Below are 26,144 nucleotides of genomic sequence, written 5' to 3'. Positions count from 1 at the left end.
TTATTTCCAGGGCTTGGGCTCACCGAAGAGCTGCCCCTGAACCCCATACAACCCCATCTCGCGAATCACCGACAACTCCCCTTCCGTTTCGACCCGCTCGGCAATCAGCGGCAGATCGATACTGTGCGCCGCACGCTGGATAGCCTCGATGAACAGGCGCTTGTCGCTCTCCTGATCGATCGCGCGGATGTAGCTGCCATCGATCTTCAGGTACGCCAGCCCCAGCCGCGCCAGGTTGCCGATCATGCTGAAACGGCCGCCGAACCGTTGCAGGCTCAGGGAGAAACCGAGTTCGCGCAGGCGCCGGGTCAACTGCTCCAGCACCGCCTGCTCCGGCAGTTGCTCCTCGCCGATTTCCAGGGTCAGGCGCGGCCCCAGATTGGAGTGCGAGCGCAGAATCTCGAAGACTTTGTTCAGCGCCTGTGGATCGGCCAGGGTCGCCGAGGACAGATTCAGCGCCAGGGATTCTTCATGGTCGGCCATTTGCTCCAGCACTCGCTCGAGCATCAACCGGTCCAGTCGCGCGGTCCAGCCAAAGCGCTCCAGCCACGGCAGGAAACGCCCGGCGGGAATGGTCTGGCCCTGTTCGTCGAGCAGCCGCGACAGCACTTTGTAATGCAGCACCAGCTGTGTGTCCTGCGCCGCCACCACCGGTTGGAAGAACAGCTCGAAACGCCGCTGATTCAGCGCCTGATCGAGCAAGCGATGCCAGGCGTGGTGATCGTCACCGACCTCCGCCACCAGGCTCTGGTCGAGGCACGCCCAGTTCTGCTCGCCCTGACCTTCGGCCTGGGCCAGTGCCTGATCGCCGAGGCTGAGCACCGCTTGCGGCGAATCGCCGTGAGCGAACGGCGCCAGACCGATAGAAGCCACGGCGGCCACGTCGGTGGCGCCTGTCGCATGCAGGCTGCTCAACGCACTGTCGAGGCTCTGCGCCAGTTGCAGCGCTTCTTCGCGGGTCAGCCCCGGCGCCAGCACGGCGAATTCACCGCCGCGAATCCGGGTAACGAGGTTCTGGGTTTCCGGGTATCTGGCGCACTCGCGGGACAGTTTCTCGCCAACCGCTTTCAACAACTCATCGGTGCGCTGACCGCCGAGGCGCTGGTTGAGCCCGGCCAGATCCTTGACCCGCAACAGCAGCAGATAACCGGAACTGGCCTGCTCCGGGTTGCTCACCCGCGCATTCAGCTGCATCTCGAAATAACGCCGGTTGGCCAGCCCCGTGAGGTTGTCCTGATAGGACTCGGTGCGCAGTTTTTCACTGCGCTCGGCCTGCTCCTGAAACAGCGCCTTGAGCTTCTCGACCATCTGGTTCATCGCCAGCACCACACGGCGCAATTCCGGCGTGCGCGGCAGGTCCGGCAGGCTGAGAAATTCGCGGCGGGCGATGGCGTGGGATTGCTTGACCATGTAATCCAGCGGCTTCAATTGCCGACGCAGCAACAACGCGCCCAGCACCGCACTCACCGCGCCGCAGACCAGCAACCAGCCCAGGCTGCCGAGTGCGCTCTGCCAGAGTTTGGCCAGGGCGAACATCGGATGGCTGACCACCTCGACCCGCGCCGCCTGCTCCCAGCCACGGCTGACCAGCGCATCGCCACCGGCCGGCTCCAGGCCGATCAGTCTGACGAACCAGTCCGGCACGTTGGTGACGGCAGGAATGCCGCTGCGCTCGACAATGGTCTGATCGGTCTTCAGGTCGACCACACGGATGCTCGAATAATAACCGCTGTCAAAGATCGAACTGACCAGCAGCTCGACCATCGCCGGGTCGTCGATATTCGGTGTCAGCGACAGCGCCAGCGCTGTGGCGGCGTCCTGGGCGTGGGAGCGCAACTGGTTGACGTACTGGGTGCGCGAGCTCTCCAGGCTGACCATGAAGCTGCCGGTGAAGGCAACCACGAGGAACAGACAGATAGCGATCAACAGCTGTTTGAACAAGGACATCTGAGCGCGTGCTCCTAGTTAGTCGTCTCGACCGGGAATCCTTCGGCCTGCATTTTTTTCAACACATCCTGCCAGCGTGACAGGCGTTTGGTGTCGCCGACCTTTTTGTTGCCCTTGGCCCCCGGCAGGTACAGACCTTCGGCATTGAAAGAGTAGACCGGCAGCAAATCGGTTCGCTCGGAAGCCGATTTGATCGGGTCGATCAGACTGTCGAGCACCAGTGGCATGGCGTCGGGACTGGAATAGTAGGTCAACACCATATGCGCGCGGTTCTGGCGCAGGGCCTTGACGTAGGTGATGCGCAACTTGTCACTGGCCACGCCGAGGTGGCGCAGGCTGAAATACTTGGCGATCGCGTAGTCTTCGCAGTCACCGGCGCCTTTCCACAAGGCTTCGATGGGCGTCTCCCAATAATCGACCTGACCCCACAGGTCGATGTCCTCGACATAGCGCATCTGTTTGTTGAAAAACAGGTTCACCACTTTGAGCTTTTCCATCTCGCTGACCTGCTTCTGGGTGGCCAGCAGATTCTGCCAGGCGTCGATCCGTTGTTGCCCGGCGCCCAGCGGTCCGTACAATGCCGTGGCCTTGCGGCTGATCGCGGAAAAATCCCAATCGGCATGCAGACCGCCCAGCATGACGCCGGCCAGCAGCAGCGCGCAGGCAAGCCAGCGCGCAATCCGTGGGATCGCGAAACGTACCGCCAATGCAAGGCATCCAGAGCAGGAGGAAAGGCGTTTGATGGTGAAGGTTAGCCGAGCAAAAAACAATGGCACCCTGAGATCATCGCTGGCGCGCTAAACTTCAGATGTGACAGGGTTCTTCTACACGGTTTGACAACCTGTAGAGCAATCACTAGTGTCCTTTGGATCCAAATTCCGCAGTCAAAGGGTGTGCAGTTGTGACCCAGAAGCCCAAGCCACTCCACAGCATCAAAGTCGACGGGCCGATTCCCGCGCATATGGCGCGCTCGGTCATCGAGGAAACACTGCGCGCCGCGATTCTCGACGGGCGCCTGCCGTGCGGCACCGCCGTGCGCCAGCAGGATCTGGCGGACCTGTTCGGCGTCAGCCGCATGCCAGTACGCGAAGCGTTGCGTCAGCTCGAAGCCCAGGGCCTGTTGAACGTGGTTGCACACAAAGGCGCCGTGGTAGCGCCGCTGATCCAGGGCGACGCGACCGAAACCTATGAGCTGCGCATCCTGCTGGAGTCCGAAGCACTGCGCCAGTCGATCCCGCTGCTGACCCCGGCCGATCACGAGCGCGCGGCCGGCTACATCGAAGAGCTGGAAATCGAACACGACTACACCGAAATCGGCCGGCTCAACCGTCTGTTTCACATGGCGCTCTACAGCAAGGCGCCCAATGGCCGACTGTTGCGGCTGGTGGAAGACGGCCTGAATGAAGAAGAACGCTTCCTGCGTTTCAACCTTGAGGCCATGGGCCTGGGCAAGATCTCCCAGGACGATCACCGTGCTCTGCTGCAAGCCGTGAAGCAACGGGACACCCCGCTCGCGGTGGCATTGCTGGAGCAGCACCTCAACCGTGGTGTCGAGGTCATCACCCGTTACCTTGCCAGCCCCGCCGCTCAAAATCGCAAGACCGCCCGCTGAATGCCCCCTTCCGGGTGAGCGCCTGCTCACCCGGCGAATAACCCGCTTACAAATCCCCACGCCGCTCACGCTCAATTGCCGTGGCACTTCGGCGCCTTCGCTCTAACCTCCCCCCTGCTTTGGACAGCCCGGAAATTGCACCGCAAGGAAGTCATTTTCGACGATAGCCGCGGCGCCGATTTACGCGCACCCTTGGATCGCCAACCCAATATAGAACGGGGACGCGCCGCCCCGGCAGCAGTCCCCGCACCAGGAACCTACGGAAGGAGCCTTGTCACGGGAACAGGAAGAAACGGCGCCGTTACAGCCCGACTTCATCCCCTCATATTCATTCAACTACTCAATTGGAAAGTTGCTTCGAGTGAGGCATTCACTCTTGTCGTTCAATTTTGGCCGCTAAACGCCGAAAGGAGCAACTACGCCCAAATAAAACTTAACTCATAAGTTTTATCAGACCCACTCATACTTGAAAAACAGCCAACTAAAAATAATTAAAAATAAACTTGTTAAGTTGTTTTGCGATGTATTAGTTTTTCTTCGCCGAGTTTGGATCCGAAATGACAAACCCGGCCCAACCCTGCAGTACGGCCTCGATTGCGACGGTTTCACCGTCCGCTGCTGTCTCGGGCCCTTCAGACATTGCCTGTTTTCATCGAAACCGAATGAGGCTGTCGTTCGCCTGGAGAAACTTGTTCAACGTTATTAGCGATTGATTGAGCAGTCCCTATTCCCTATTAGCCAGAGTCTCGCAACCATGCCAACCAAAGAGCAACTTACACTAAAGAAAGCCGAACTCAGCGTTCATCCGATCTTCTCCGAAATCGATTCTTTGGCGACATTGCGCCGGTTCATGGAGTCCCATGTATTTGCTGTCTGGGACTTCATGTCACTGACCAAACGCCTGCAGCAGGAACTGACTTGCACTCGTCTGCCGTGGTTGCCGCCGCGCGATCCGCATGCAGCCAGACTGATCAACGAAATCGTGCTCGGGGAAGAATCGGACGATCGGCTGTCACACGGGCATTACAGTCACTTCGAACTGTACCTCGATGCGATGCGCGAAGTCGGCGCGGACACGACAGCGGTGGAGCGCTTCGTGATGCTGCAGCAGGAAGGCGTGAGTTACGACGTCGCCCTGCAAAGCGTCGAGGTCGATCCGGCGGCGGCGCAGTTCGTGCGTGACACGCTGCAAACCGCACTGCATGCGCCGGGGCACAGCGTGGCCGCCGCCTTCCTGCACGGTCGCGAGAGCGTGATCCCGACCATGTTCCAGCGCATGCTCGATGCCTGGGGCATTGGCGTCGAACAGGCGCCGACCTTCCGTTACTACCTGGCGCGACACATCGAGGTCGACTCCGAAGACCACGGCCCGGCCGCCGAGCAACTGCTGGACCGTCTGGTCGATGGCGATCCACAGCGCGAAGCCGAGGTTTACGCCAGCGCCATCGCCGCCGTGGAAAGCCGCATCGCCCTGTGGGACGGCCTGCGCCTGAGCATGCGTGAACCGCTGGCGGAGGTGGCCCAATGAACGCCGCCGACTACCAGTCTTTCGCCGATGCCTGGGAAAGCCGCGCGACCATTCGCACCCGGCCGCGTCGTGTGCTGGAGGACGACGCGCGGCTGATCTATCCGCTCAGCCGCCAGCCGTTGGTGCTCAGCGAAACCTTCCTGCGCGAATGCCCGGAACAGCGTGATTTCGCCCTGGTGCAGACGCTGTACAAATTCATCAACGACGTGGTGATTTTCGAAACCGAGATCGTCGACAAGACCGCCCGCAGCATCGCCAAGAACCGCTTCGCCTTGGCGTTCCCGTTCGCCTGTCGTTACGACGCCATGACCGTCGTCGTGGATGAGGATTACCACGCGCTGGTGGCGATGGATTTCATGCAGCAGACCGTGGCCCTGACCGGTATCGAGCCCATCGAGTTGCCGGATGAAATCGAACTGAGCCGGGCTATTCCGGCCGCCGTCGAACTGGCCCCGGAACACCTGCGCAGCGCCGTGGAGCTGATCTGCGTGGCCATCGCCGAGAACACTGTGACTGGCGATGTCGCGGCGTTCGCCCGGGACGACACGGTCAAGCCGTCGATCAAGGGCCTGATGGCTGACCATCTGCTGGACGAGGGTCGGCACTCGAGTTTCTGGGCGCGGATGGTGCGCATCTACTGGCACACCGCGAGCGATACGGATCGCGAATGTATTGCGCAGATCCTGCCGGTGTTCATCGGCCACTACCTGACCAATGACATCCAGAAATCTTTCGACCTGCGCCTGATCGATGCCTTGCCGGTCAACGATGCCACCCGCCGCGCCCTGAAGGACGAGATGGCCGGGCTGGCCTTCCCGATCAATCGCCACCACCCGCTGGTGGGCAACATCGTGCGTTTTTTCCACAACAGCTCACTGCTCGACACACCGTGCGTACAGCACGCCCTGCGCGACTACCTGGTTTGACAAGGAGGCTGACATGAGACGTCTCGACATTTTGCTGAAGGGCCGCAGCCAGGCCTTGACCGACCTGGCGCAGGAGCTCGAACAACACGGTCATTCATTGCTGACGGCGTTTGCTCCGTCGGTGGATCTGGTGATCGACGACGGCAGTCTTGCGCCGCAGGATTACGGCACGACACCGCACCTGAACTTGCGCTTGGGCATCGGTGCAACGGGCATCGGCGGACTGCCGGTTCTCGATCTGCTATGCCTCTGCAACACGACACTGCTGAGCCGCGTGCCCATTGCCGACGAACCGTCCGGTAACGGTCAGGCCCTGCGCCAGCGAACACTGGCGCAGGTGGTGGACGAAGTGGCGCTGCTGGTCAGTCGCTTCTCCCGCGATGCCGAGTATTTCCAGCAGGCGACGACGGCCCGTGCGCCGGACTTCGAGCAGGTGGAAAACCTGCTGTTTCTCGACAGCCTGGCGTATGTGCATCGCTTCAATGCCACGGCCAACCCGGCCTTGTTGCAACAGGCGCAGATCCCGGTGATCGAGCGGTTGCAACAGAGCCTGATCGAGCATGCGAAGCGCCCGGCGCTGCACCTCGCCGAGCAGTCGATCAGCTACCGCCAGTTGCATGATCACAGCCGGGCGATCCAGCAATGTTTGCTGGCCATGCTGGAGACACAGCCGCAACCGTGGGTGGTAGGGATTTGCCTGCCGAAATGCGATGCGCTGTTTGCTTCGATTCTGGCGATTCTTGGCAGCGGCGCGGTGTATCTGCCACTGGAACCCAGCCATCCGCTTCAACGCCAGCAGTACATCCTGGAAAACGCCGGGGCGGTGCTGTTGCTGCACGATGGCGAACACCCGCTGAGCGGTTCGATGCCAGGGCTGGATGTCTGTCGCATCGACCGCACTGATGTCGATCTGTCGCAACCGTTGATGCGTCGTCGGCCCGAGCTCGATGCACCGTGCATGGCGCTCTACACCTCTGGCACCACCGGGCATCCGAAGGGTGTACTGCTGACTCAGGCGAACCTCGCGCATTTCACCGCGTGGTACGCCGACTATGTGCAGTTGCGGGCCGAGAGTCGGGTACTGCAGTTCTCATCGCTGAGCTTTGATTCGTCGCTGATCGACATCTTCCCGACCCTGCTCGAAGGCGCGGAACTGGTGGTGCCCGACGACAACCAGCGCCGTGATCCGCTGCAACTGGTGGCGCTGATCCGCCGTCGGCAACTGACCCACGCGTTCCTGCCGCCGGCGCTGCTGAGCATCCTGCCGCTGGAGCAACTGCAAAGCGTCGGGCAGATCATGACCGGCGGTGATGTCTGCGAGCCGTTCGTGATCGAGCAACTGACGCGCCAGGGCAAGTTGCACAACCTGTACGGTCCCACCGAAGCCACGGTGTTGATCACCGCACGACAGCTGCAACCGGGCGACAGCAATCGCACCCTCGGCGGGCCGATTGCCAACAGTCAGGTGCTGATCCTCGATGACGATCTGCAACCGGTGCCGGAGCAAACGGTGGGCGAATTGTTCATCGTCGGCCCGGGCGTGTGCCTGGGTTACCTGAACAATCCCCAGCAGACGGCGGAGCGCTATCTGCACCTGGAGCTGCCGGGCGGTCAGCGTCTGCGCGCCTACCGCAGCGGCGACATGGCCAAGTGGGGCGAGGACGGCATCGAGCTGTGCGGACGCCGCGACAATCAGGTGAAGATCCGCGGCTTCCGGGTCGAGCCGGAAGAGATCGAGCGTTGCCTGCGCGAGAGCCAGTTGTATCGGCAGATCGCCGTGGTGATCGACAGTCAAAGGCGGATTCTGGCGTTCTTCGCGCAGCCGCAATCGGATGCCGCCCGCGATGCGCTGAAGGCACATGCCCAGCAGTTTTTGCCCGACTACATGCAACCGGTGGCGTGGACGGAGCTGCCGAACATGCCGTTCGCCGCCAACGGCAAAGTCGACCGAAAAGCCTTGCTGGAACTGCCGGTGAGCGTGCAGGACAGCGGCCCGAAATGCCTGCCGGCCAACGCCGACGAAGCGCTGCTGCTGGAGATCTGGGGCGAGTTGCTGGAGTTGCCGACCAGCGACATTTCCACTGACGAAAGCTTCTTCAATCTCGGCGGTCACTCGATTCTGCTGTCGCGCATGCTCCTGCGTCTGCGGGAGGAATTCGGTCGCAGCATTTCGATCAACCGCTTCATCGAACTGCCAACCATCGCCAAGCTCGCCACGCTGGTGCGCGGCACCGATGACAGCGCGGTACTCAGCGCACAGGCAATGGCCGACGCCGAGCGAGCGCTGGACATCGAGCCGTTGCCGATCAGCCGCATGGGCGATGTGCACAAGGTGATCGTCACCGGCGCCAACAGTTTTGTCGGCGTGCACATCGTCGAGGCGTTGCTGGGTTGGGGCGCCAGCGAGGTGGCGTGCCTGGTGCGCGATGGCGGCGGACAAACCGCGGCGCAGCGCTTTGCCCATTCGTTGCGAGAGAACCGGCTGGAGCATCTGGACCTGAGTCGGGTGCGGGTCTATTCGGCGGACATCACCCAGCCGCAACTGGGTCTGGCCAATGACGACTTCGTGCGACTGGATCGCGAGTTCGGCGCGTTGGTGCACAACGCCGCCAACGTCAATCACGTCCTCGATTACGAGTCGTTGGCGGCGGACAACGTCGAGCCGATTTTCGAACTCCTGCGCCTGTGCGAAGGGCGCAGCAAGAAGGTGTTCAACTTCGTCTCGACGCTGTCGGCCTCCAGCACCGTCGACGACGCGGGCCGGGTGCTGGAGCTGCCCGCCGCACCGACGCCGCCGATCTACATCCGCAACGGCTACAACCTGTCGAAATGGGTCGGCGAACGCCTCCTCGAACGGGCCCGGGAGCGCGGGGTGCGGGTCAATCTGTACCGGCCCGGCAACATCAGTTTCAACAGCCTCAGCGGCGTCTGCCAGCCGCACAAGAACCGTTTGATGCTGATGCTCAAGGGCTCGATCCAACTCGGCCAGGTCCCGGCCTTCGCGCTGAACTTCGACCTGATGCCGGTGGACTTTCTCGCCCGTTTCATCGCCTTCCACGCCAGCCGTTATTCGCCCGAACGGGCGGTGTTCAACCTGCACAACCCGGAGCCTCTGAGCTGGGATGCCTACGTCGCGTCATTCCGCGAAACCGGCAGCGAGTTTTCACTGGTCAGCGTCGCCGACTGGCAACAGCAACTGGGCCGGGTCGACGCCGACAACGCGCTGTTCGGCGTGCTCGGTTTCTACCTCAACGGCTTCGAGGAAGACATCGGCGACATCTCCCTGATCGGCCACGCCAACGCCCAGGCCGGCGTGCAGCAGATGGGCGCGCACTACCCGGAAAAATCCCCGGCGCTGCTGCGTCGCGGCTGCGACTACCTGAAAGAAATCAACTTCATCTGACTCATCAACCAAGGAGCAACACCATGAGCAATCTTCAACCCGACACCCTGATCAAAAACCCTCACGGCTGCCACGTCGTGTCTTCGGTGGAAGTGCCGGTGGACGCCAGACAAGTGTGGGCGGTGGTCGGCCAATTCGACGGTTTCGACCGTTTCATCCCGGCCCTGTCGCACATCGAAATGACCGGCGAAGGCGTGTCTTCGCTGCGCAAGAAGTTCTTCAAGGATGGCAACGTGGTGGTCGAGCAACTCAACTCCCGGGACGACCAGGCGCTGAGCATGACCTGGACCACGATCTACAACACGCTGGGCGTGGCCAACCTGTGGGCGGCGATGAATGTGGAATCGCTGGGCGCGGGCAAGTCGCGGGCGACCTGGACGATCATTGCCGAACCCGCCTCCGGCGGCCCCGAGGCGCTGCCGGGGTTCAAGGATTTCGTGCAGGGGTTTGCCGATGATGCGATGGGCAATGTGCTGAAGCTGTTTGTGTAAAGCATGAAAAAGCCCGCTGTGGATCGCTCCGCAGCGGGCGTTTTTTTGACCGCAACCGATCAGATCTTGAAGCTGTCGACCAGCTGTTTCAAACGGTTGGCCTGTTGCGACAACGCATCGCAATCCTTCAACGTTTCATTGAGGTTGGCCACGCTCTGCTGGTTCAGCAGGTTGATCTGGTTGACGTCGACATTGAGGGTTTCCACCACCGCAGTCTGCTCCTCGGTAGCGGCGGCCACCGACTGATTCATGCCGTCGATTTCGCCGATGCGCTGGGTCACGCTGACCAGGCGCAGACCGGCCTGGTTCGCCACTTCAACGCTCTCTTCGCTGGACGCCTGACTGGCGTTCATGGTGGCCACCGCTTCGCGGGAGCCGACCTGCAGCGAGGTGATCATCTTGTGGATTTCTTCCGCCGATTCCTGGGTGCGGTGAGCGAGGTTGCGCACCTCGTCCGCCACCACCGCGAAACCGCGTCCGGCCTCACCGGCACGAGCCGCTTCGATGGCCGCGTTGAGCGCCAGCAGGTTGGTCTGCTGAGAGATGCCTTTGATCACGTCGAGAATGTGGCCGATGTTGTCGGTGCTCGCATTCAGGGTTTCGATCTGGGTGCACGACAGGCTGATCTTCTGCGACAGCTCGGTCATGGCCTGAATCGTCTGCTCGACCACCTGACGACCGTCATCGGCCTGCTCGCTGGCGCCGCTGGCGTGTTGCGAAGCATCGGCAGCGTTGCGGGCGATTTCCTGGGTGGCGGCACCCAACTGATTGATCGCGGCGGCCACGCTGTTTGTGCGTGCGCTTTGCTCGTCGGAACCGATGATCGAGGCGTTGGACGATGCCATCACCCGTTGCGACAGGTCGTGTACGTGGCGAGTCGCAGAAGACACTTCGGAAATCGACGCGTGAATCCGCTCCACGAACTGGTTGAACGAACTGCCCAGCTCGCCGAACTCGTCTTTGCTTTCCACTACCAGACGGCGAGTCAGGTCGCCTTCACCCTGAGCGATGTCCTGCATCGCACGGCCCATGGTGATCAGCGGACGCATCAGCACGGTGATCAACAGGCTCAGGAACACCGCAATCGCGCCCACTGCGACGAACATCGCGATCAGAGCCGAAGTACGGAACTGGCTGAGTGCGGCGTAGGCCTTGTCGCGATCGATCGACAGACCGATGTACCACTGGGCATTCGGCAGACCGGCGACCGGGGTGAACGACAGGATGCGTTCCTGGCCGTTGAGCACCACGTTCTGGTTGCCCTTCTCGATGCGCACACCGGCGTTCGGGTAGATGTCCTTGAGGTTCTTCATCACCTGGTCTTTGTCCGGGCTGACGATCACCTGACCGTCACCGCTGACCAGGAACGCGTGGCCCAGGCCACCGAAGTCCACCGAGTTGATGATCTTCACCAGGGTTTCCAGACTCAGGTCACCGCCCACCACACCGAGCAGCTCGCCGTTCTTTTTCACCGGCATGGCGATGGTCACCACCAGACCGCCAACGGCGGCCATGTACGGCGGGGTCAGCATGGTCTGGTCAGCAGCCACGGCCTGTTTGTACCAGGGACGCTGACGCGGGTCGTAGCCATCCGGCATCTTCGCGTCAGGGCGCTGGGTGAATACACCGTTGGCCTGGCCGACGTAGGTGAACTGGAAATTCGAGGTGAAGGCCGGTTGATCGACCAGCCCCGGGAAATCGGCGTTCTTGCCCTGGTGAGCAACGTTCTGCGCGAGGTTTTCCAGGACCAGAATCCGCCCGCTCATCCAGTTCTGCACACTGCTGGCGGTCAGATCGCCGGCCTGCTGGACGGAGGACTGCAGGTTCTGACGAATGGTGTTTCGCTGCAGATAGTCGTTGTACAAAGTGAACAGCGCGAACGCCAGGACCACGACGCCCGAGGCGGCCAACAGGATTTTATGGCTGAACTTGAGATTCATTTCATGGGACTTCTTATGCCAAAAGTGGGGATGCGTTCCGGATGCAACATTCCATGTACAGCGCAGGCAGCGTTCTGACGGCTGCTCTACTTTGGTGCACGCATGTCTCCCCAGTCTGTCGGCACGATTCGGAGAAAACTTAACGCTTTGTAGGAAATGGACGGCATTTCTGCCAGATTCCCGCCGGGCGGTGTGCCAGTGCGTTCGCCTGTCATTTTTTAATGGCTGTTTTGCAGCGCCGGTTGCAAATTCTCCACCCCTTGATGACAATGCGACTAATTATCATTTGTGACGTTCAGGCTGTCGCGTTCATGTCATCACCTGAGTTTGCAGTACAGGCGCTTTACAGTCGTCATCACGGCTGGCTCAACGGCTGGTTGCGTGCGAGGCTGGGCAATGCCGCCGATGCGGCGGATCTGGCCCAGGACACCTTCGTGCGCCTGCTGCAGCGCACCGAACGTCTCGAACTCAAGGCGCCCCGTGCGTTTTTGCGCACCATCGCTCGCGGTTTGGTCATCGACCATTGGCGACGCGAAGAAATCGAACGCGCCTACCTGGAAACCATCGCCCACTTGCCCGAAGCCGAGACACCCAGTGCCGAAGCCCGCGCACTGGTGATCGAACTGCTGGAAAGCATTGCCCGCATGCTTGAAGGACTTAAACCGAAAGTGCGTCAGGCGTTTCTGCTGGCGCAGTGCGAAGGTTTGACCCACAAGCAGATCGCCGAGCAGATGGGGCTGTCCCTGCGCTCGGTAGAACGCTACGTCGCCGACGCCCTGTTTCACTGCTACGTGTTGCGGTACGAAAACTGATGCCGGTGGATAACCTCTCGCTTGGCCGACGCGCCGAGCCGCCGCAGCAGGTCGTACGACAGGCCATTCACTGGCTCCTGCGTCTGCGCAACAACCATGGCAATCCGCGCCTGAATCGCCAGTGCGAACAATGGCGCGCCGAACACCATGATCACGAACTGGCCTGGCAACGGGTGCAGTCTCTGCAAGCCGAACTGACCCACAATCTGAGCGCCGTGCCCGGTGCGCAGGTGGCGTTCAATACGCTGGAAAACAGTGCACAGGGTCTGGGCCGACGTCAGGCATTGAAGCTGTTGTCCGGCGCGCTGCTGATGGGTTCGGCGGGATGGCTGGCCAGCGACACTTCGGTCTGGCAACAGTGGAGCGCCGACTACGCCACCGCCACCGGCGAACGCCGTGGCTTCCAGTTGCCGGACGGCACGCGGATCGAACTCAACACCGCCAGCAGCGTGGATCTCGATTACACCGCGCAGCAACGGCTGATCAGATTGACCCGTGGCGAAATCATCGTCACCTGCGGCGGCGCCGATGAAGGTGCAACGTTTGACCGACCGCTGCAGGTGCAGAGCCGTCATGGCAGCTACGAGCCGTTCAAGGCACGATTCATTCTGCGCCAGGAAGATGGATGCACGCGCCTGAGCGTCACCAGTGGCCGGGTCGCGATTCAATCCGCAGGCAACTCGACCGAGGCAATCGCCGGTCAGAGCTATCTGATCGATCACCATCGAGTTCGACCGGCGCCACCGTTGGACATGGACGCTGGCGCCTGGGTCGACGGAATGATCGTGACGCGCAACATGCGGCTGGGCGACTTCATCGGCGAAGTCGGCCGGTATCGTCAGGGTTTTCTGAGCTGTGCGTCGGACATTGCGGATTTGCGCCTGTCCGGCGTGTTCCGTCTTGAGGACACCGACAAGCTGCTGGCGATCCTGCCGCAGACCCTGCCGGTGCAATTGCGCTATCGCACCCGTTGGTGGGTGACGCTGGAGTCTGTGGCCTGAAATTATTTTGGCGGGTTTTCGTGGCAAGTCCGGCTTAGTCAGTAAGCACTTCAACTCAGCCTTCGCGACTGCCTACGGAAACCTACAATGACTGCGCGCGTTACCTGTAAGAACTCTCTGAATTTCACTGTCGAATCGGGCCTGCTGCGCCACGCTGTTCGGGCCGCGTTGTTATCCACGGCACTGGGCGTTGGACTGCTGCCGAACCTGAGCGTCGCGGCGAGCGCCAGTGAGGTCGGCAGCCACCGCTACAACATCGCCGCCGGACCACTGGGCGATGCGCTCAACCAGTTCGCGCGTCAGGCGGGCATCACGTTGTCGATGACGCCACAGCAGACCCAGGGCCGGCAGTCACCGGGTGTGCAGGGCGAGTATTCGACCGATCAGGCCCTGAGCCACTTGCTCGGCGGCTCGGGCCTGGAGGCGGTCAGCCAGGACGGCAGTAGCTATGTGTTGCGCTCCGTTGCAGAAACCGAAGCGCTGGCCCTGCCGACCACCGACATCAAAGGCTTCGCCCTCGGCAACGCGTTGGGCAGCATGGATGGCTATAACGCGACGCACAGCCAGATCGCCACCAAAACCAGTACCGCGCTGCTGGAAACCTCGCAAAGCGTGTCCGTGGTCACCCGCGAGCAAATGGATGACCAGGGCTCGCAAACCGTATCCCAAGCCATGCGTTACACCCCCGGCGTGCTGACCAACCCTTACGGTGCCACGCACCGCTACGACTACGTGGCGATGCGCGGTTTCAACGACGGTTCGGTGGACAACATCTACCTCGACGGCCTCAAGTCCATGGGTGACAGCGGCACCTACAGCACCATGCAGGTCGATCCGTATTTCCTCGAGCGCGTGGATATTCTCAAAGGCCCGTCTTCTGTGTTGTACGGCCGTAGCTCGCCGGGCGGGCTGGTGGCGCTGACCAGCAAGAAGCCGCTGTACGAGGCCTATCACCAGGTTCAAGCCACCGTTGGCACTCAGGGCCAGCGCGGCGTCGGTTTTGACTTCAGTGGCCCGGTCGATGACGACAAGCGTATCGCCTATCGTCTGACCGGTTTGACGGATCAGTCCGACATGCAATTCGACCACAACAAGGAAAAGCGCTTCGCCCTCGCGCCAACGGTCAGCATCGATTTCAGCGAGGACACATCGCTGACGCTGCAAGCGTATCTGCAACATGACCCGGATGGCGGCTACCACGGCGGCGTGCCGGCCGACGGCACGATTCATCAGCGCAACGGCAACCGCATCTCACCGCACTTCTTCGAAGGCGAGCCGGGCATCGATGGTTACTCCCGTGATCAGCAGTCGTTCGGTTACCAGTTCGAACATCGATTCAACGATGTCTTCACCGCGCGGCAGAACTTCCGCTACCTCGACTCCAAAGTGAACATGGATCAGGTGTACGCCTATGGCTGGACGTCGCCGACCGGCAACGAACTGAATCGCTACTACACCGCAGGTGACGAGCGTCTGCACGCGTTCATCGTCGACAACATGCTCCAGGCTGAATTCTTCACCGGCGCGACCAGGCACACGGTGCTGATGGGGGCGGATTATCAGCGGCGCAAAACCGTGGTCGACTGGACCAGTGGCGGCCTGGCGCCGATCAATGCGTTCAACCCGGTGTATGGCAATTCCGCTATCACGCCTTACGGCGAGACGAGCTACCTGCGGCGCCTGGAGCAGACCGGCGTTTACCTGCAAGACTTGATCGAGATGGACAAGTGGCGCTTCTCGCTGGGACTGCGCCAGGATTGGGTAGAAACCTCCGACGAAAACCGTATTGCCGAAGCGGGCCGTCCGGTCGGCACCGAGATCAATGATCGACGCACCAAGCTCACAGGCCGTGCCGGCGCGCTGTATCTGTTCGATAACGGCCTCGCGCCGTACGTCAGCTATTCCGAGTCGTTCAACCCGAACTCCTACGCGGACAGTGCCGGCAATCCTCTTGCACCGACCGATGGAACGCAGTGGGAAATGGGCCTGAAGTATCAGCCACCGGGGACGGACGATCTGTTCACCGCTTCCTTGTTCGGCATCGACCAGAAGAACCTGGCAACCAAACTGCCGCAGGAAAACTTCTATCGCGCTGTAGGCGCTGTCCGCTCTCAGGGTCTGGAACTGGAAGCGCACATGCAGTTGACCGATAACCTGAAAGTCCTCGGCAGCTACACCTTCACTGACATCGAGTACTCGAAGTCGATGACCAGCACCTTGAGCACCCCGACAAACGTGATCGAGAACAAAGGCAACTCGCCAACCCAGGCGCCGCGGCACATGGCCTCGCTGTGGGCTGACTACAAGTTCGACAGTGCGGCGCTTGATGGGCTGCGATTGGGCGGTGGTGTGCGTTATGTCGGCTACAGCTGGGCGGATGCAGAGAACACCATGAAGGTGCCGTCCTACACATTGTTCGACGCATCGATTGGCTATGACCTCGGCAAGGTCGGTTTGAAGGGTATCGACGTACGCCTGAATGCGAACAATCTGACCAATGAATCCTATGTAGCCTCCTGCGCCAGTCTCGACTTCTGCTACATGGGCGAAGAGCGCAATGTCGCCGCTACGGTCAGTTACCAGTTCTAAGCCTTTGTCTTGTGCATAAAAAAGCCAGCTCCTGATTTCAGGGGCTGGCTTTGTCGCATCTGTGGGGGAAATTTTCATGCGTTCGTTTCTGGTTTTATTGCACCGGTATATCGGGTTGGCCACGGCGGTTTTTCTGCTGCTGGCGGGGATTACCGGGAGCATTCTGGCGTTCAATCATGAGCTGGATGAGTGGTTGAACCCGGAGTTCTACGCGGCATCGGCCGAGGGAGAGCGCCTACCGCCAGGCGAACTGGTGGATGCGGTGCAATCGTTACATCCGAAGTTGCAGGTCTGGTACATGGAGTATCCGAACGAGGCAGGCCACACGGCATTGCTGGCGGCGGTTCCGCGCAACGATCCGGCGACGGGCGAACCGTTCGAAGAACGCAATCAGGTGTTCTACCTCGACCCGGTCAGTGGCGAGCAGAAAGGCCAGCGTTACTGGGGTGAGTGCTGTTTCCAGCGTGAGAACTTCGTTCCTTTCATTCTCGAGTTCCACTACAACCTGACACTGCCCGGTAACTGGGGTTTGCTGTTGATGGGGTTGGTGGCCATCGCCTGGTTGATCGATTGCTTCATCGCTCTCTGGCTGACTTTGCCTCGAGGTAAACCGTTCTGGAAGAAGTGGCCTGACGCCTGGAAGATCAAGGGCAGGCATGCCTATCGACTCAACTTTGATCTGCACAGGGCCGGGGGCTTGTGGCTGTGGTTGTTATTGCTGCCGATAGCCGTCAGTAGCGTGGCGATGAACCTCCCGAGCCAGGTCTTCAAACCGGTGGTGTCGTTGTTCTCTTCGATTGAACCGAGCGTGTATGAGGCTCGAGGGCGAATGCCTGCCGAAAAGTTGGGGATTACTCGATTGAGTTATCAACAGGCATATGAAAGGGCACTGCAGGAAGGGAAAAGGTTGGGGCTGACAGCGGCAATCGGCGAGTTGTATTACAGCTTTGAGTACAACTTCTACGGCGCGGGGTTCGGACAGCATGACACTGAGGCCCACGGCAAATCCTGGTTGTTCTTCCACGGTACGGACGGGCGATTATTGGGGCAGGAGATTGCAGGAGAAGGGACGTTGGGAGAGCGGTTTTATCGGTTGCAGTTGCCGATACATGGGGGACGGATCATAGGCTTCACCGGGCAAGTGATGATCGCGGTATTGGGCGTTCTGATTGCAGGATTGTCGGGGACCGGCGTCTACATCTGGTGGCGCAAGTGGCAGGCTCGTCGGAGCAGCAAGGCACGCAGAGCGGTCTGAAGATCGGACTTTCGTGGGCACTGAAACGACAAAACCCCTGTCTGCGTTAGCAGACAGGGGTTTCGGAATTCAATCTTGACGATGACCTACTCTCACATGGGGAAACCCCACACTACCATCGGCGATGCATCGTTTCACTTCTGAGTTCGGGATGGGATCAGGTGGTTCCAACGCTCTATGGTCGTCAAGAAATTCTGTGACCAGCCCGTTACCACAGTAACGTTCCGGCAAAAAACGGTGACTTCTACTAAAACAAAACCCCAACTGCTTTCGCAATTGGGGTTTCGGAATTTAATCTTGACGATGACCTACTCTCACATGGGGAAACCCCACACTACCATCGGCGATGCATCGTTTCACTTCTGAGTTCGGGATGGGATCAGGTGGTTCCAACGCTCTATGGTCGTCAAGAAATTCGGGTACTGACTCGTGACCGGACGGCCTCGCTTCAGCAAATTGGGTATGGGATAGTTTTCGGTGCTTTGTGAGCGTCGAACTTTCGGTTCGTTTCGTCTTCACACACCGCAATCTGGTTGCTCTGGTTTAGAGAGCCGACGCAAATTGCTTGGGTGTTATATGGTCAAGCCTCACGGGCAATTAGTATTGGTTAGCTCAACGCCTCACAGCGCTTACACACCCAACCTATCAACGTCGTAGTCTTCGACGGCCCTTCAGGGAACTCAAGGTTCCAGTGAGATCTCATCTTGAGGCAAGTTTCCCGCTTAGATGCTTTCAGCGGTTATCTTTTTCCGAACCTAGCTACCCGGCAATGCCACTGGCGTGACAACCGGAACACCAGAGGTTCGTCCACTCCGGTCCTCTCGTACTAGGAGCAGCCCCTCTCAAATCTCAAACGTCCACGGCAGATAGGGACCGAACTGTCTCACGACGTTCTAAACCCAGCTCGCGTACCACTTTAAATGGCGAACAGCCATACCCTTGGGACCGGCTTCAGCCCCAGGATGTGATGAGCCGACATCGAGGTGCCAAACACCGCCGTCGATATGAACTCTTGGGCGGTATCAGCCTGTTATCCCCGGAGTACCTTTTATCCGTTGAGCGATGGCCCTTCCATACAGAACCACCGGATCACTAAGACCTACTTTCGTACCTGCTCGACGTGTCTGTCTCGCAGTCAAGCGCGCTTTTGCCTTTATACTCTACGACCGATTTCCGACCGGTCTGAGCGCACCTTCGTACTCCTCCGTTACTCTTTAGGAGGAGACCGCCCCAGTCAAACTACCCACCATACACTGTCCTCGATCCGGATAACGGACCTGAGTTAGAACCTCAAAGTTGCCAGGGTGGTATTTCAAGGATGGCTCCACGCGAACTGGCGTCCACGCTTCAAAGCCTCCCACCTATCCTACACAAGCAAATTCAAAGTCCAGTGCAAAGCTATAGTAAAGGTTCACGGGGTCTTTCCGTCTAGCCGCGGATACACTGCATCTTCACAGCGATTTCAATTTCACTGAGTCTCGGGTGGAGACAGCGCCGCCATCGTTACGCCATTCGTGCAGGTCGGAACTTACCCGACAAGGAATTTCGCTACCTTAGGACCGTTATAGTTACGGCCGCCGTTTACCGGGGCTTCGATCAAGAGCTTCGCGTTAGCTAACCCCATCAATTAACCTTCCGGCACCGGGCAGGCGTCACACCCTATACGTCCACTTTCGTGTTTGCAGAGTGCTGTGTTTTTAATAAACAGTCGCAGCGGCCTGGTATCTTCGACCGGCATGAGCTTACGGAGCAAGTCCTTCACCCTCACCGGCGCACCTTCTCCCGAAGTTACGGTGCCATTTTGCCTAGTTCCTTCACCCGAGTTCTCTCAAGCGCCTTGGTATTCTCTACCCAACCACCTGTGTCGGTTTGGGGTACGGTTCCTGGTTATCTGAAGCTTAGAAGCTTTTCTTGGAAGCATGGCATCAACCACTTCGTGTTCTAAAAGAACACTCGTCATCAGCTCTCGGCCTTAAGATCCCGGATTTACCTAAGATCTCAGCCTACCACCTTAAACTTGGACAACCAACGCCAAGCTGGCCTAGCCTTCTCCGTCCCTCCATCGCAATAACCAGAAGTACAGGAATATTAACCTGTTTTCCATCGACTACGCTTTTCAGCCTCGCCTTAGGGACCGACTAACCCTGCGTCGATTAACGTTGCGCAGGAAACCTTGGTCTTTCGGCGTGGGTGTTTTTCACACCCATTGTCGTTACTCATGTCAGCATTCGCACTTCTGATACCTCCAGCAAGCTTCTCAACTCACCTTCACAGGCTTACAGAACGCTCCTCTACCGCATCACTTACGTGATACCCGTAGCTTCGGTGTATGGTTTGAGCCCCGTTACATCTTCCGCGCAGGCCGACTCGACTAGTGAGCTATTACGCTTTCTTTAAAGGGTGGCTGCTTCTAAGCCAACCTCCTAGCTGTCTAAGCCTTCCCACATCGTTTCCCACTTAACCATAACTTTGGGACCTTAGCTGACGGTCTGGGTTGTTTCCCTTTTCACGACGGACGTTAGCACCCGCCGTGTGTCTCCCATGCTCGGCACTTGTAGGTATTCGGAGTTTGCATCGGTTTGGTAAGTCGGGATGACCCCTAGCCGAAACAGTGCTCTACCCCCTACAGTGATACATGAGGCGCTACCTAAATAGCTTTCGAGGAGAACCAGCTATCTCCGAGCTTGATTAGCCTTTCACTCCGATCCACAGGTCATCCGCTAACTTTTCAACGGTAGTCGGTTCGGTCCTCCAGTCAGTGTTACCTAACCTTCAACCTGCCCATGGATAGATCGCCCGGTTTCGGGTCTATTCCCAGCGACTAGACGCCCTATTAAGACTCGCTTTCGCTACGCCTCCCCTATTCGGTTAAGCTCGCCACTGAAAATAAGTCGCTGACCCATTATACAAAAGGTACGCAGTCACAGAACAAAGTCTGCTCCCACTGCTTGTACGCATACGGTTTCAGGATCTATTTCACTCCCCTCTCCGGGGTTCTTTTCGCCTTTCCCTCACGGTACTAGTTCACTATCGGTCAGTCAGTAGTATTTAGCCTTGGAGGATGGTCCCCCCATATTCAGACAAAGTTTCTCGTGCTCCGTCCTACTCGATTTCATGACCAAGAGATTTTCGCGTACAGGGCTATCACCCACTATGGCCGCACTTTCCAGAGCGTTCCGCTAATCTCAAAGCCACTTAAGGGCTAGTCCCCGTTCGCTCGCCACTACTAAGGGAATCTCGGTTGATTTCTTTTCCTCAGGGTACTTAGATGTTTCAGTTCCCCTGGTTCGCCTCTTGCACCTATGTATTCAGTACAAGATAACCATCTTGTGATGGCTGGGTTCCCCCATTCAGACATCTCCGGATCAAAGTCTGTTTGCCGACTCCCCGAAGCTTTTCGCAGGCTACCACGTCTTTCATCGCCTCTGACTGCCAAGGCATCCACCGTATGCGCTTCTTCACTTGACCATATAACCCCAAGCAATCTGGTTATACTGTGAAGACGACATTCGCCGAAAATTCGAACTTCTCAATTAAGAGAACTCACAAATTTTACCTTAGCCTGATCCGTTACCAGTGAAAGTAACGTTCAGTCTATCTTTCTATCACATACCCAAATTTTTAAAGAACGATCCAGTCAAAGACTAGAAATCAACATTCATCATCACACTGATGGAATGCTCATTTCTAAGCTTTCAAACTTCAGAAGCAGTAGTGGTGGAGCCAAGCGGGATCGAACCGCTGACCTCCTGCGTGCAAGGCAGGCGCTCTCCCAGCTGAGCTATGGCCCCGTATTTCTACAGGCGTTTCCCACACAAAATTGGTGGGTCTGGGCAGATTCGAACTGCCGACCTCACCCTTATCAGGGGTGCGCTCTAACCAACTGAGCTACAGACCCAATTTCGGGCTGCTTCTATCGTCTTCTTCAATGAATCAAGCAATTCGTGTGGGAGCTTATGGAGCAGCTGATGTCGTCGATTAAGGAGGTGATCCAGCCGCAGGTTCCCCTACGGCTACCTTGTTACGACTTCACCCCAGTCATGAATCACACCGTGGTAACCGTCCCCCCGAAGGTTAGACTAGCTACTTCTGGTGCAACCCACTCCCATGGTGTGACGGGCGGTGTGTACAAGGCCCGGGAACGTATTCACCGCGACATTCTGATTCGCGATTACTAGCGATTCCGACTTCACGCAGTCGAGTTGCAGACTGCGATCCGGACTACGATCGGTTTTATGGGATTAGCTCCACCTCGCGGCTTGGCAACCCTTTGTACCGACCATTGTAGCACGTGTGTAGCCCAGGCCGTAAGGGCCATGATGACTTGACGTCATCCCCACCTTCCTCCGGTTTGTCACCGGCAGTCTCCTTAGAGTGCCCACCATTACGTGCTGGTAACTAAGGACAAGGGTTGCGCTCGTTACGGGACTTAACCCAACATCTCACGACACGAGCTGACGACAGCCATGCAGCACCTGTCTCAATGTTCCCGAAGGCACCAATCCATCTCTGGAAAGTTCATTGGATGTCAAGGCCTGGTAAGGTTCTTCGCGTTGCTTCGAATTAAACCACATGCTCCACCGCTTGTGCGGGCCCCCGTCAATTCATTTGAGTTTTAACCTTGCGGCCGTACTCCCCAGGCGGTCAACTTAATGCGTTAGCTGCGCCACTAAGAGCTCAAGGCTCCCAACGGCTAGTTGACATCGTTTACGGCGTGGACTACCAGGGTATCTAATCCTGTTTGCTCCCCACGCTTTCGCACCTCAGTGTCAGTATCAGTCCAGGTGGTCGCCTTCGCCACTGGTGTTCCTTCCTATATCTACGCATTTCACCGCTACACAGGAAATTCCACCACCCTCTACCATACTCTAGCTCGCCAGTTTTGGATGCAGTTCCCAGGTTGAGCCCGGGGATTTCACATCCAACTTAACGAACCACCTACGCGCGCTTTACGCCCAGTAATTCCGATTAACGCTTGCACCCTCTGTATTACCGCGGCTGCTGGCACAGAGTTAGCTCGTGCTTATTCTGTCGGTAACGTCAAAATTGCAGAGTATTAATCTACAACCCTTCCTCCCAACTTAAAGTGCTTTACAATCCGAAGACCTTCTTCACACACGCGGCATGGCTGGATCAGGCTTTCGCCCATTGTCCAATATTCCCCACTGCTGCCTCCCGTAGGAGTCTGGACCGTGTCTCAGTTCCAGTGTGACTGATCATCCTCTCAGACCAGTTACGGATCGTCGCCTTGGTGAGCCATTACCTCACCAACTAGCTAATCCGACCTAGGCTCATCTGATAGCGCAAGGCCCGAAGGTCCCCTGCTTTCTCCCGTAGGACGTATGCGGTATTAGCGTTCCTTTCGAAACGTTGTCCCCCACTACCAGGCAGATTCCTAGGCATTACTCACCCGTCCGCCGCTGAATCCAGGAGCAAGCTCCCTTCATCCGCTCGACTTGCATGTGTTAGGCCTGCCGCCAGCGTTCAATCTGAGCCATGATCAAACTCTTCAGTTCAAACATCTTTGGGTTTTTAAGAAACCCTAAACTTGGCTCAGCAATCGTTGGTTACATCTTTGATTTCTCGCGGAGTAACTTGTGATGCTGATAATCTTGTTGACTATCAGTCTGACTCCACAAGCACCCACACGAATTGCTTGATTCAGTTGTTAAAGAGCGGTTGGTTAAGAGCTTTCATCTCAACCGAGGCGCGCATTCTACAGCAGCCTCATTTGCTGTCAAGTGATTATTTTCAGAAGTTTTCGAAGATTTCTTCAACAACTTCAACCACTTGCGCTTCCGATCTCTCGTCAGCGGGAGGCGAATTCTACAGCGTTACACGCTGCTGTCAACACCTCTTTTTCTCCGCTTTCGACCGAGAAGATCGAACCGTTGAAAGCGCCAGAAAAACCGGCATTTCCAACTCCTTCCAGGCTTCGATGATCTGAAGCAAACCGCTATCGAAAACCGTGTAACTCATTGAATCTCAAGGAGTTTTCCGTTTCGACTGCGCCGGAAGTGGGGCGAATTATAGACCTCCAGAATCTGCCGTCAACACTTAATTTCGTTTTTCTTTCAATAACTTGCGGACAGACCGTAAAACACCCCACGCCCTCTATATAGAAGTCCCCTTCTATATAGAGGAAGTCATCAAAGCACTCCATCCTGCTTCATTGCCGCCACCGCTCCGGCTTCCAGACCCAGCACTCGCTGCAAAACCTCCAGCGTATGCTCTCCTAATAGAGGAGGAGCACGTCGATACTCAACTGGAGTCCGCGACAAGCGAATCGGACTCGCCACCTGCGGCACCATCCCTGCCAGAGCATGAGGCAGCTCGATCGCCAACCCACGGGACTTAACCTGCGGATCCTCGAACACCTGTGACAGATCATTGATCGGCCCACACGGCACACCCGCCTGCTCCAGTTGAGACACCCACTCGGCGGTCGTTTTGAAGACTGTTGCCTGACGGATCAGCGGAATCAGCACCGCCCGGTTCGCCACTCGCAGCTTATTAGTAGCAAAGCGCGGATCGTCCGCCCACTGCGGCTGCCCGGCCACCTCGGCAAACTTGCGGAACTGCCCGTCATTACCCACCGTGAGAATGAAGTCACCATCAGCAGTAGGAAAGTCCTGGTACGGCACGATATTCGGATGCGCATTCCCCAGCCGTTTTGGCGCATTGCCCGTCGTCAGATAATTCATCGCCTGGTTAGCCAGACAAGCCACCTGAACATCCAGCAGCGCCATATCGATATGCTGACCACCGCCGTCATGATCGCGGTGAGCCAGCGCGGCCAGAATCGCCACGGTCGAATACAACCCCGTCAGAATATCCGTAAGCGCCACACCCACCTTCACCGGACCGGCGCCTTCATCACCTTCAGGACGCCCGGTGAGGCTCATCAGCCCACCCAGCCCCTGAATCATGAAGTCATAACCCGCACGCTTGGCATACGGTCCGGTCTGACCGAAACCAGTAATCGAGCAATAGATCAGATCCGGATTGACCGCCTTCAGCGACTCGTAATCCAGGCCATAAGCGGCCAGACCACCCACCTTGAAGTTCTCGATCAGGATGTCGGACCTGGCTGCCAGCTCCCGCACGAGCTTCTGACCTTCGGGACGCGTGAAGTCGATCGTCACCGATTGCTTGTTGCGGTTGGCCGACAGGTAATAAGCCGCCTCGCTGGTGTTCTCGCCGTAAGCGTCCTTCAGGAAGGGCGGCCCCCAGGCGCGGGTATCGTCACCATTACCCGGGCGCTCGACCTTGATCACTTCCGCCCCGAGATCGGCCAGGATCTGACCAGCCCACGGGCCGGCCAGCACTCGCGATAAATCCAGTACCCGCAGATGCGACAGCGCGCCCATGGTCGCTCTCCTGTTAATAGAACGCCTGCAGGCCGGTCTGCGCACGACCGAGGATCAGCGCGTGAACGTCGTGAGTACCTTCGTAGGTATTGACCACTTCCAGGTTGACCAGATGACGGGCCACCCCGAACTCATCGGAGATCCCGTTACCGCCCAACATGTCACGCGCCATGCGAGCGATATCCAGCGACTTGCCGCAAGAGTTGCGCTTCATGATCGAAGTGATTTCAACCGCTGCGGTGCCTTCATCCTTCATGCGACCCAGACGCAAGCAGCCTTGCAGTGCAAGGGTGATTTCGGTCTGCATGTCCGCCAGCTTTTTCTGGATCAACTGAGTGGCGGCCAACGGACGACCGAACTGTTGACGATCCAGGGTGTACTGGCGAGCGGTGTGCCAGCAGAATTCCGCCGCACCCAGCGCACCCCAGGAGATGCCATAACGTGCAGAGTTGAGGCAGGTGAACGGACCTTTCAAACCACGCACGTCCGGGAAGATGTTCTCTTCCGGCACAAAGACATTGTCCATGACGATTTCGCCGGTGATCGAGGCTCGCAGACCGACCTTTCCGTGAATCGCCGGAGCGCTCAGGCCCTTCCAGCCTTTCTCCAGAACGAAACCACGGATGTCGCCAGCATCGTCCTTGGCCCAAACCACAAACACATCGGCGATCGGACTGTTCGTGATCCACATCTTGGCGCCGGTCAGGCTGTAGCCACCTTCGACTTTGCGCGCACGAGTAATCATCGCACCCGGATCGGAACCGTGGTTCGGCTCGGTCAGACCGAAGCAGCCGATCCACTCGCCGGAAGCCAGTTTCGGCAAGTACTTCTGTTTCTGCGCTTCAGTACCGAATTCGTTGATCGGCACCATCACCAGCGAAGACTGCACACTCATCATCGAACGGTAGCCAGAGTCGACACGCTCGACTTCACGAGCAATCAGGCCGTAGCTGACGTAGTTGAGGCCGCTGCCACCGTACTGCTCGGGGATGGTCGCACCCAACAGGCCGACCTCACCCATTTCACGGAAGATCGCCGGATCAGTCTTCTCATGGCGGAAGGCTTCGAGAACACGTGGCGCGAGGCTCTGCTGGGCGAATTGCTCGGCAGTGTCGCGGATCATGCGTTCTTCTTCAGTCAGCTGTTGATCCAGCAGCAATGGATCGATCCAGTTGAAGCTAGCTTTACCGCCCATGAGTGAGTCCTCGCAAATCGGGTGAATTAACGTGGCATTGATCCTAGGCCCGCTTCGCCATCCCGGCAAACGAGG

Annotated in this window: 14 protein-coding genes, 2 tRNA genes and 4 rRNA genes; 9 read left to right on the top strand and 11 right to left on the bottom strand. The window is 58.4% G+C overall.

All coding sequences use genetic code 11. The features are described 5' to 3' along the window. Entirely contained in the window at positions 1-1,947 is a 1,947-nt protein-coding gene (lapD, locus tag ACSPX5_RS24495) for a cyclic di-GMP receptor LapD (RefSeq protein ID WP_439820411.1), read from the bottom strand. 14 nt (positions 1,948-1,961) lie between these two features. Then, positions 1,962-2,654, bottom strand: coding sequence for a cysteine protease LapG (lapG, locus tag ACSPX5_RS24490; protein WP_439820410.1), 693 nt, complete (start codon positions 2,652-2,654; stop codon positions 1,962-1,964). A 194-nt stretch (positions 2,655-2,848) separates the two neighbouring features. Between lapG and ACSPX5_RS24485 the strand changes: the two genes are divergently transcribed. From ACSPX5_RS24485 to ACSPX5_RS24465, 5 genes are all read left to right on the top strand, one after another. Next, complete coding sequence (locus ACSPX5_RS24485; RefSeq protein WP_169428305.1) at positions 2,849-3,559, top strand: GntR family transcriptional regulator; 711 nt, start codon at positions 2,849-2,851, stop codon at positions 3,557-3,559. A 754-nt stretch (positions 3,560-4,313) separates the two neighbouring features. After that, complete coding sequence (locus ACSPX5_RS24480; RefSeq protein ID WP_169428304.1) at positions 4,314-5,087, top strand: DUF3050 domain-containing protein; 774 nt, start codon at positions 4,314-4,316, stop codon at positions 5,085-5,087. Further along, positions 5,084-6,013, top strand: coding sequence for a diiron oxygenase (locus tag ACSPX5_RS24475; protein ID WP_439820409.1), 930 nt, complete (start codon positions 5,084-5,086; stop codon positions 6,011-6,013). Before ACSPX5_RS24480 ends, ACSPX5_RS24475 begins: the two co-directional genes overlap by 4 nt. 13 nt (positions 6,014-6,026) lie before the next feature. After that, entirely contained in the window at positions 6,027-9,416 is a 3,390-nt protein-coding gene (locus ACSPX5_RS24470) for an amino acid adenylation domain-containing protein (protein ID WP_439820408.1), read from the top strand. 23 nt (positions 9,417-9,439) lie between these two features. Next, positions 9,440-9,907 carry an SRPBCC family protein gene (locus tag ACSPX5_RS24465; protein ID WP_169428301.1) on the top strand — a complete coding sequence of 156 codons (468 nt, stop codon included), beginning with the start codon at positions 9,440-9,442 and terminating at the stop codon, positions 9,905-9,907. A 59-nt stretch (positions 9,908-9,966) separates the two neighbouring features. Here the strand turns inward: ACSPX5_RS24465 and ACSPX5_RS24460 are convergent, their stop codons facing one another. Then, positions 9,967-11,847, bottom strand: coding sequence for a methyl-accepting chemotaxis protein (locus tag ACSPX5_RS24460; protein WP_169428300.1), 1,881 nt, complete (start codon positions 11,845-11,847; stop codon positions 9,967-9,969). Positions 11,848-12,158: 311 nt separating this feature from the next. Between ACSPX5_RS24460 and ACSPX5_RS24455 the strand changes: the two genes are divergently transcribed. From ACSPX5_RS24455 to ACSPX5_RS24440, 4 genes are all read left to right on the top strand, one after another. Continuing rightward, positions 12,159-12,659 carry a sigma-70 family RNA polymerase sigma factor gene (locus tag ACSPX5_RS24455; RefSeq protein WP_439820407.1) on the top strand — a complete coding sequence of 167 codons (501 nt, stop codon included), beginning with the start codon at positions 12,159-12,161 and terminating at the stop codon, positions 12,657-12,659. Further along, the gene (locus ACSPX5_RS24450; protein ID WP_439820406.1) at positions 12,659-13,660 is read left to right on the top strand and encodes a FecR domain-containing protein; all 1,002 of its coding nucleotides are present in this window, start codon (positions 12,659-12,661) and stop codon (positions 13,658-13,660) included. The genes ACSPX5_RS24455 and ACSPX5_RS24450 overlap by 1 nt, the downstream gene beginning before the upstream one ends. Before the next feature lie 87 nt (positions 13,661-13,747). After that, complete coding sequence (locus ACSPX5_RS24445) at positions 13,748-16,249, top strand: TonB-dependent siderophore receptor (RefSeq protein WP_439820405.1); 2,502 nt, start codon at positions 13,748-13,750, stop codon at positions 16,247-16,249. A 76-nt stretch (positions 16,250-16,325) separates the two neighbouring features. Beyond that, entirely contained in the window at positions 16,326-17,504 is a 1,179-nt protein-coding gene (locus tag ACSPX5_RS24440) for a PepSY-associated TM helix domain-containing protein (protein WP_169428296.1), read from the top strand. 73 nt (positions 17,505-17,577) lie between these two features. Here ACSPX5_RS24440 and rrf (ACSPX5_RS24435) read toward each other — a convergent pair. The 8 genes from rrf (ACSPX5_RS24435) to ACSPX5_RS24400 form a co-directional block, all read right to left on the bottom strand. Further along, a 5S ribosomal RNA gene (gene rrf / locus ACSPX5_RS24435) occupies positions 17,578-17,693 on the bottom strand. A gap of 106 nt (positions 17,694-17,799) precedes the next feature. Next, a 5S ribosomal RNA gene (gene rrf, locus ACSPX5_RS24430) occupies positions 17,800-17,915 on the bottom strand. A 165-nt stretch (positions 17,916-18,080) separates the two neighbouring features. After that, a 23S ribosomal RNA gene (locus ACSPX5_RS24425) occupies positions 18,081-20,972 on the bottom strand. Positions 20,973-21,219: 247 nt separating this feature from the next. Continuing rightward, positions 21,220-21,295, bottom strand: a tRNA-Ala gene (locus ACSPX5_RS24420). Between the two features lie 30 nt (positions 21,296-21,325). Then, positions 21,326-21,402 (bottom strand) — tRNA-Ile (locus ACSPX5_RS24415). A gap of 81 nt (positions 21,403-21,483) precedes the next feature. Further along, a 16S ribosomal RNA gene (locus tag ACSPX5_RS24410) occupies positions 21,484-23,020 on the bottom strand. Together the 16S, 23S and 5S rRNA genes with 2 tRNA genes alongside form the textbook arrangement of a ribosomal RNA operon. Before the next feature lie 633 nt (positions 23,021-23,653). Further along, on the bottom strand, positions 23,654-24,874 hold the full coding sequence (locus tag ACSPX5_RS24405; protein ID WP_207867296.1) for a CaiB/BaiF CoA transferase family protein: 1,221 nt from the start codon (positions 24,872-24,874) through the stop codon (positions 23,654-23,656). Between the two features lie 13 nt (positions 24,875-24,887). Further along, positions 24,888-26,069: an acyl-CoA dehydrogenase gene (locus tag ACSPX5_RS24400; RefSeq protein ID WP_085712999.1), complete on the bottom strand. Its 1,182-nt coding sequence runs from the start codon at positions 26,067-26,069 to the stop codon at positions 24,888-24,890. Positions 26,070-26,144: the final 75 nt, after the last annotated feature.

The sequence above is a fragment of the Pseudomonas sp. HLG18 genome, assembly GCF_051903985.1.
Classification (GTDB): Bacteria; Pseudomonadota; Gammaproteobacteria; order Pseudomonadales; family Pseudomonadaceae; genus Aquipseudomonas; species Aquipseudomonas fluorescens_BT.
The sequence above is the reverse complement of the archived record's forward strand: the minus strand, read 5'-3'. Positions and strand labels throughout refer to the sequence as shown.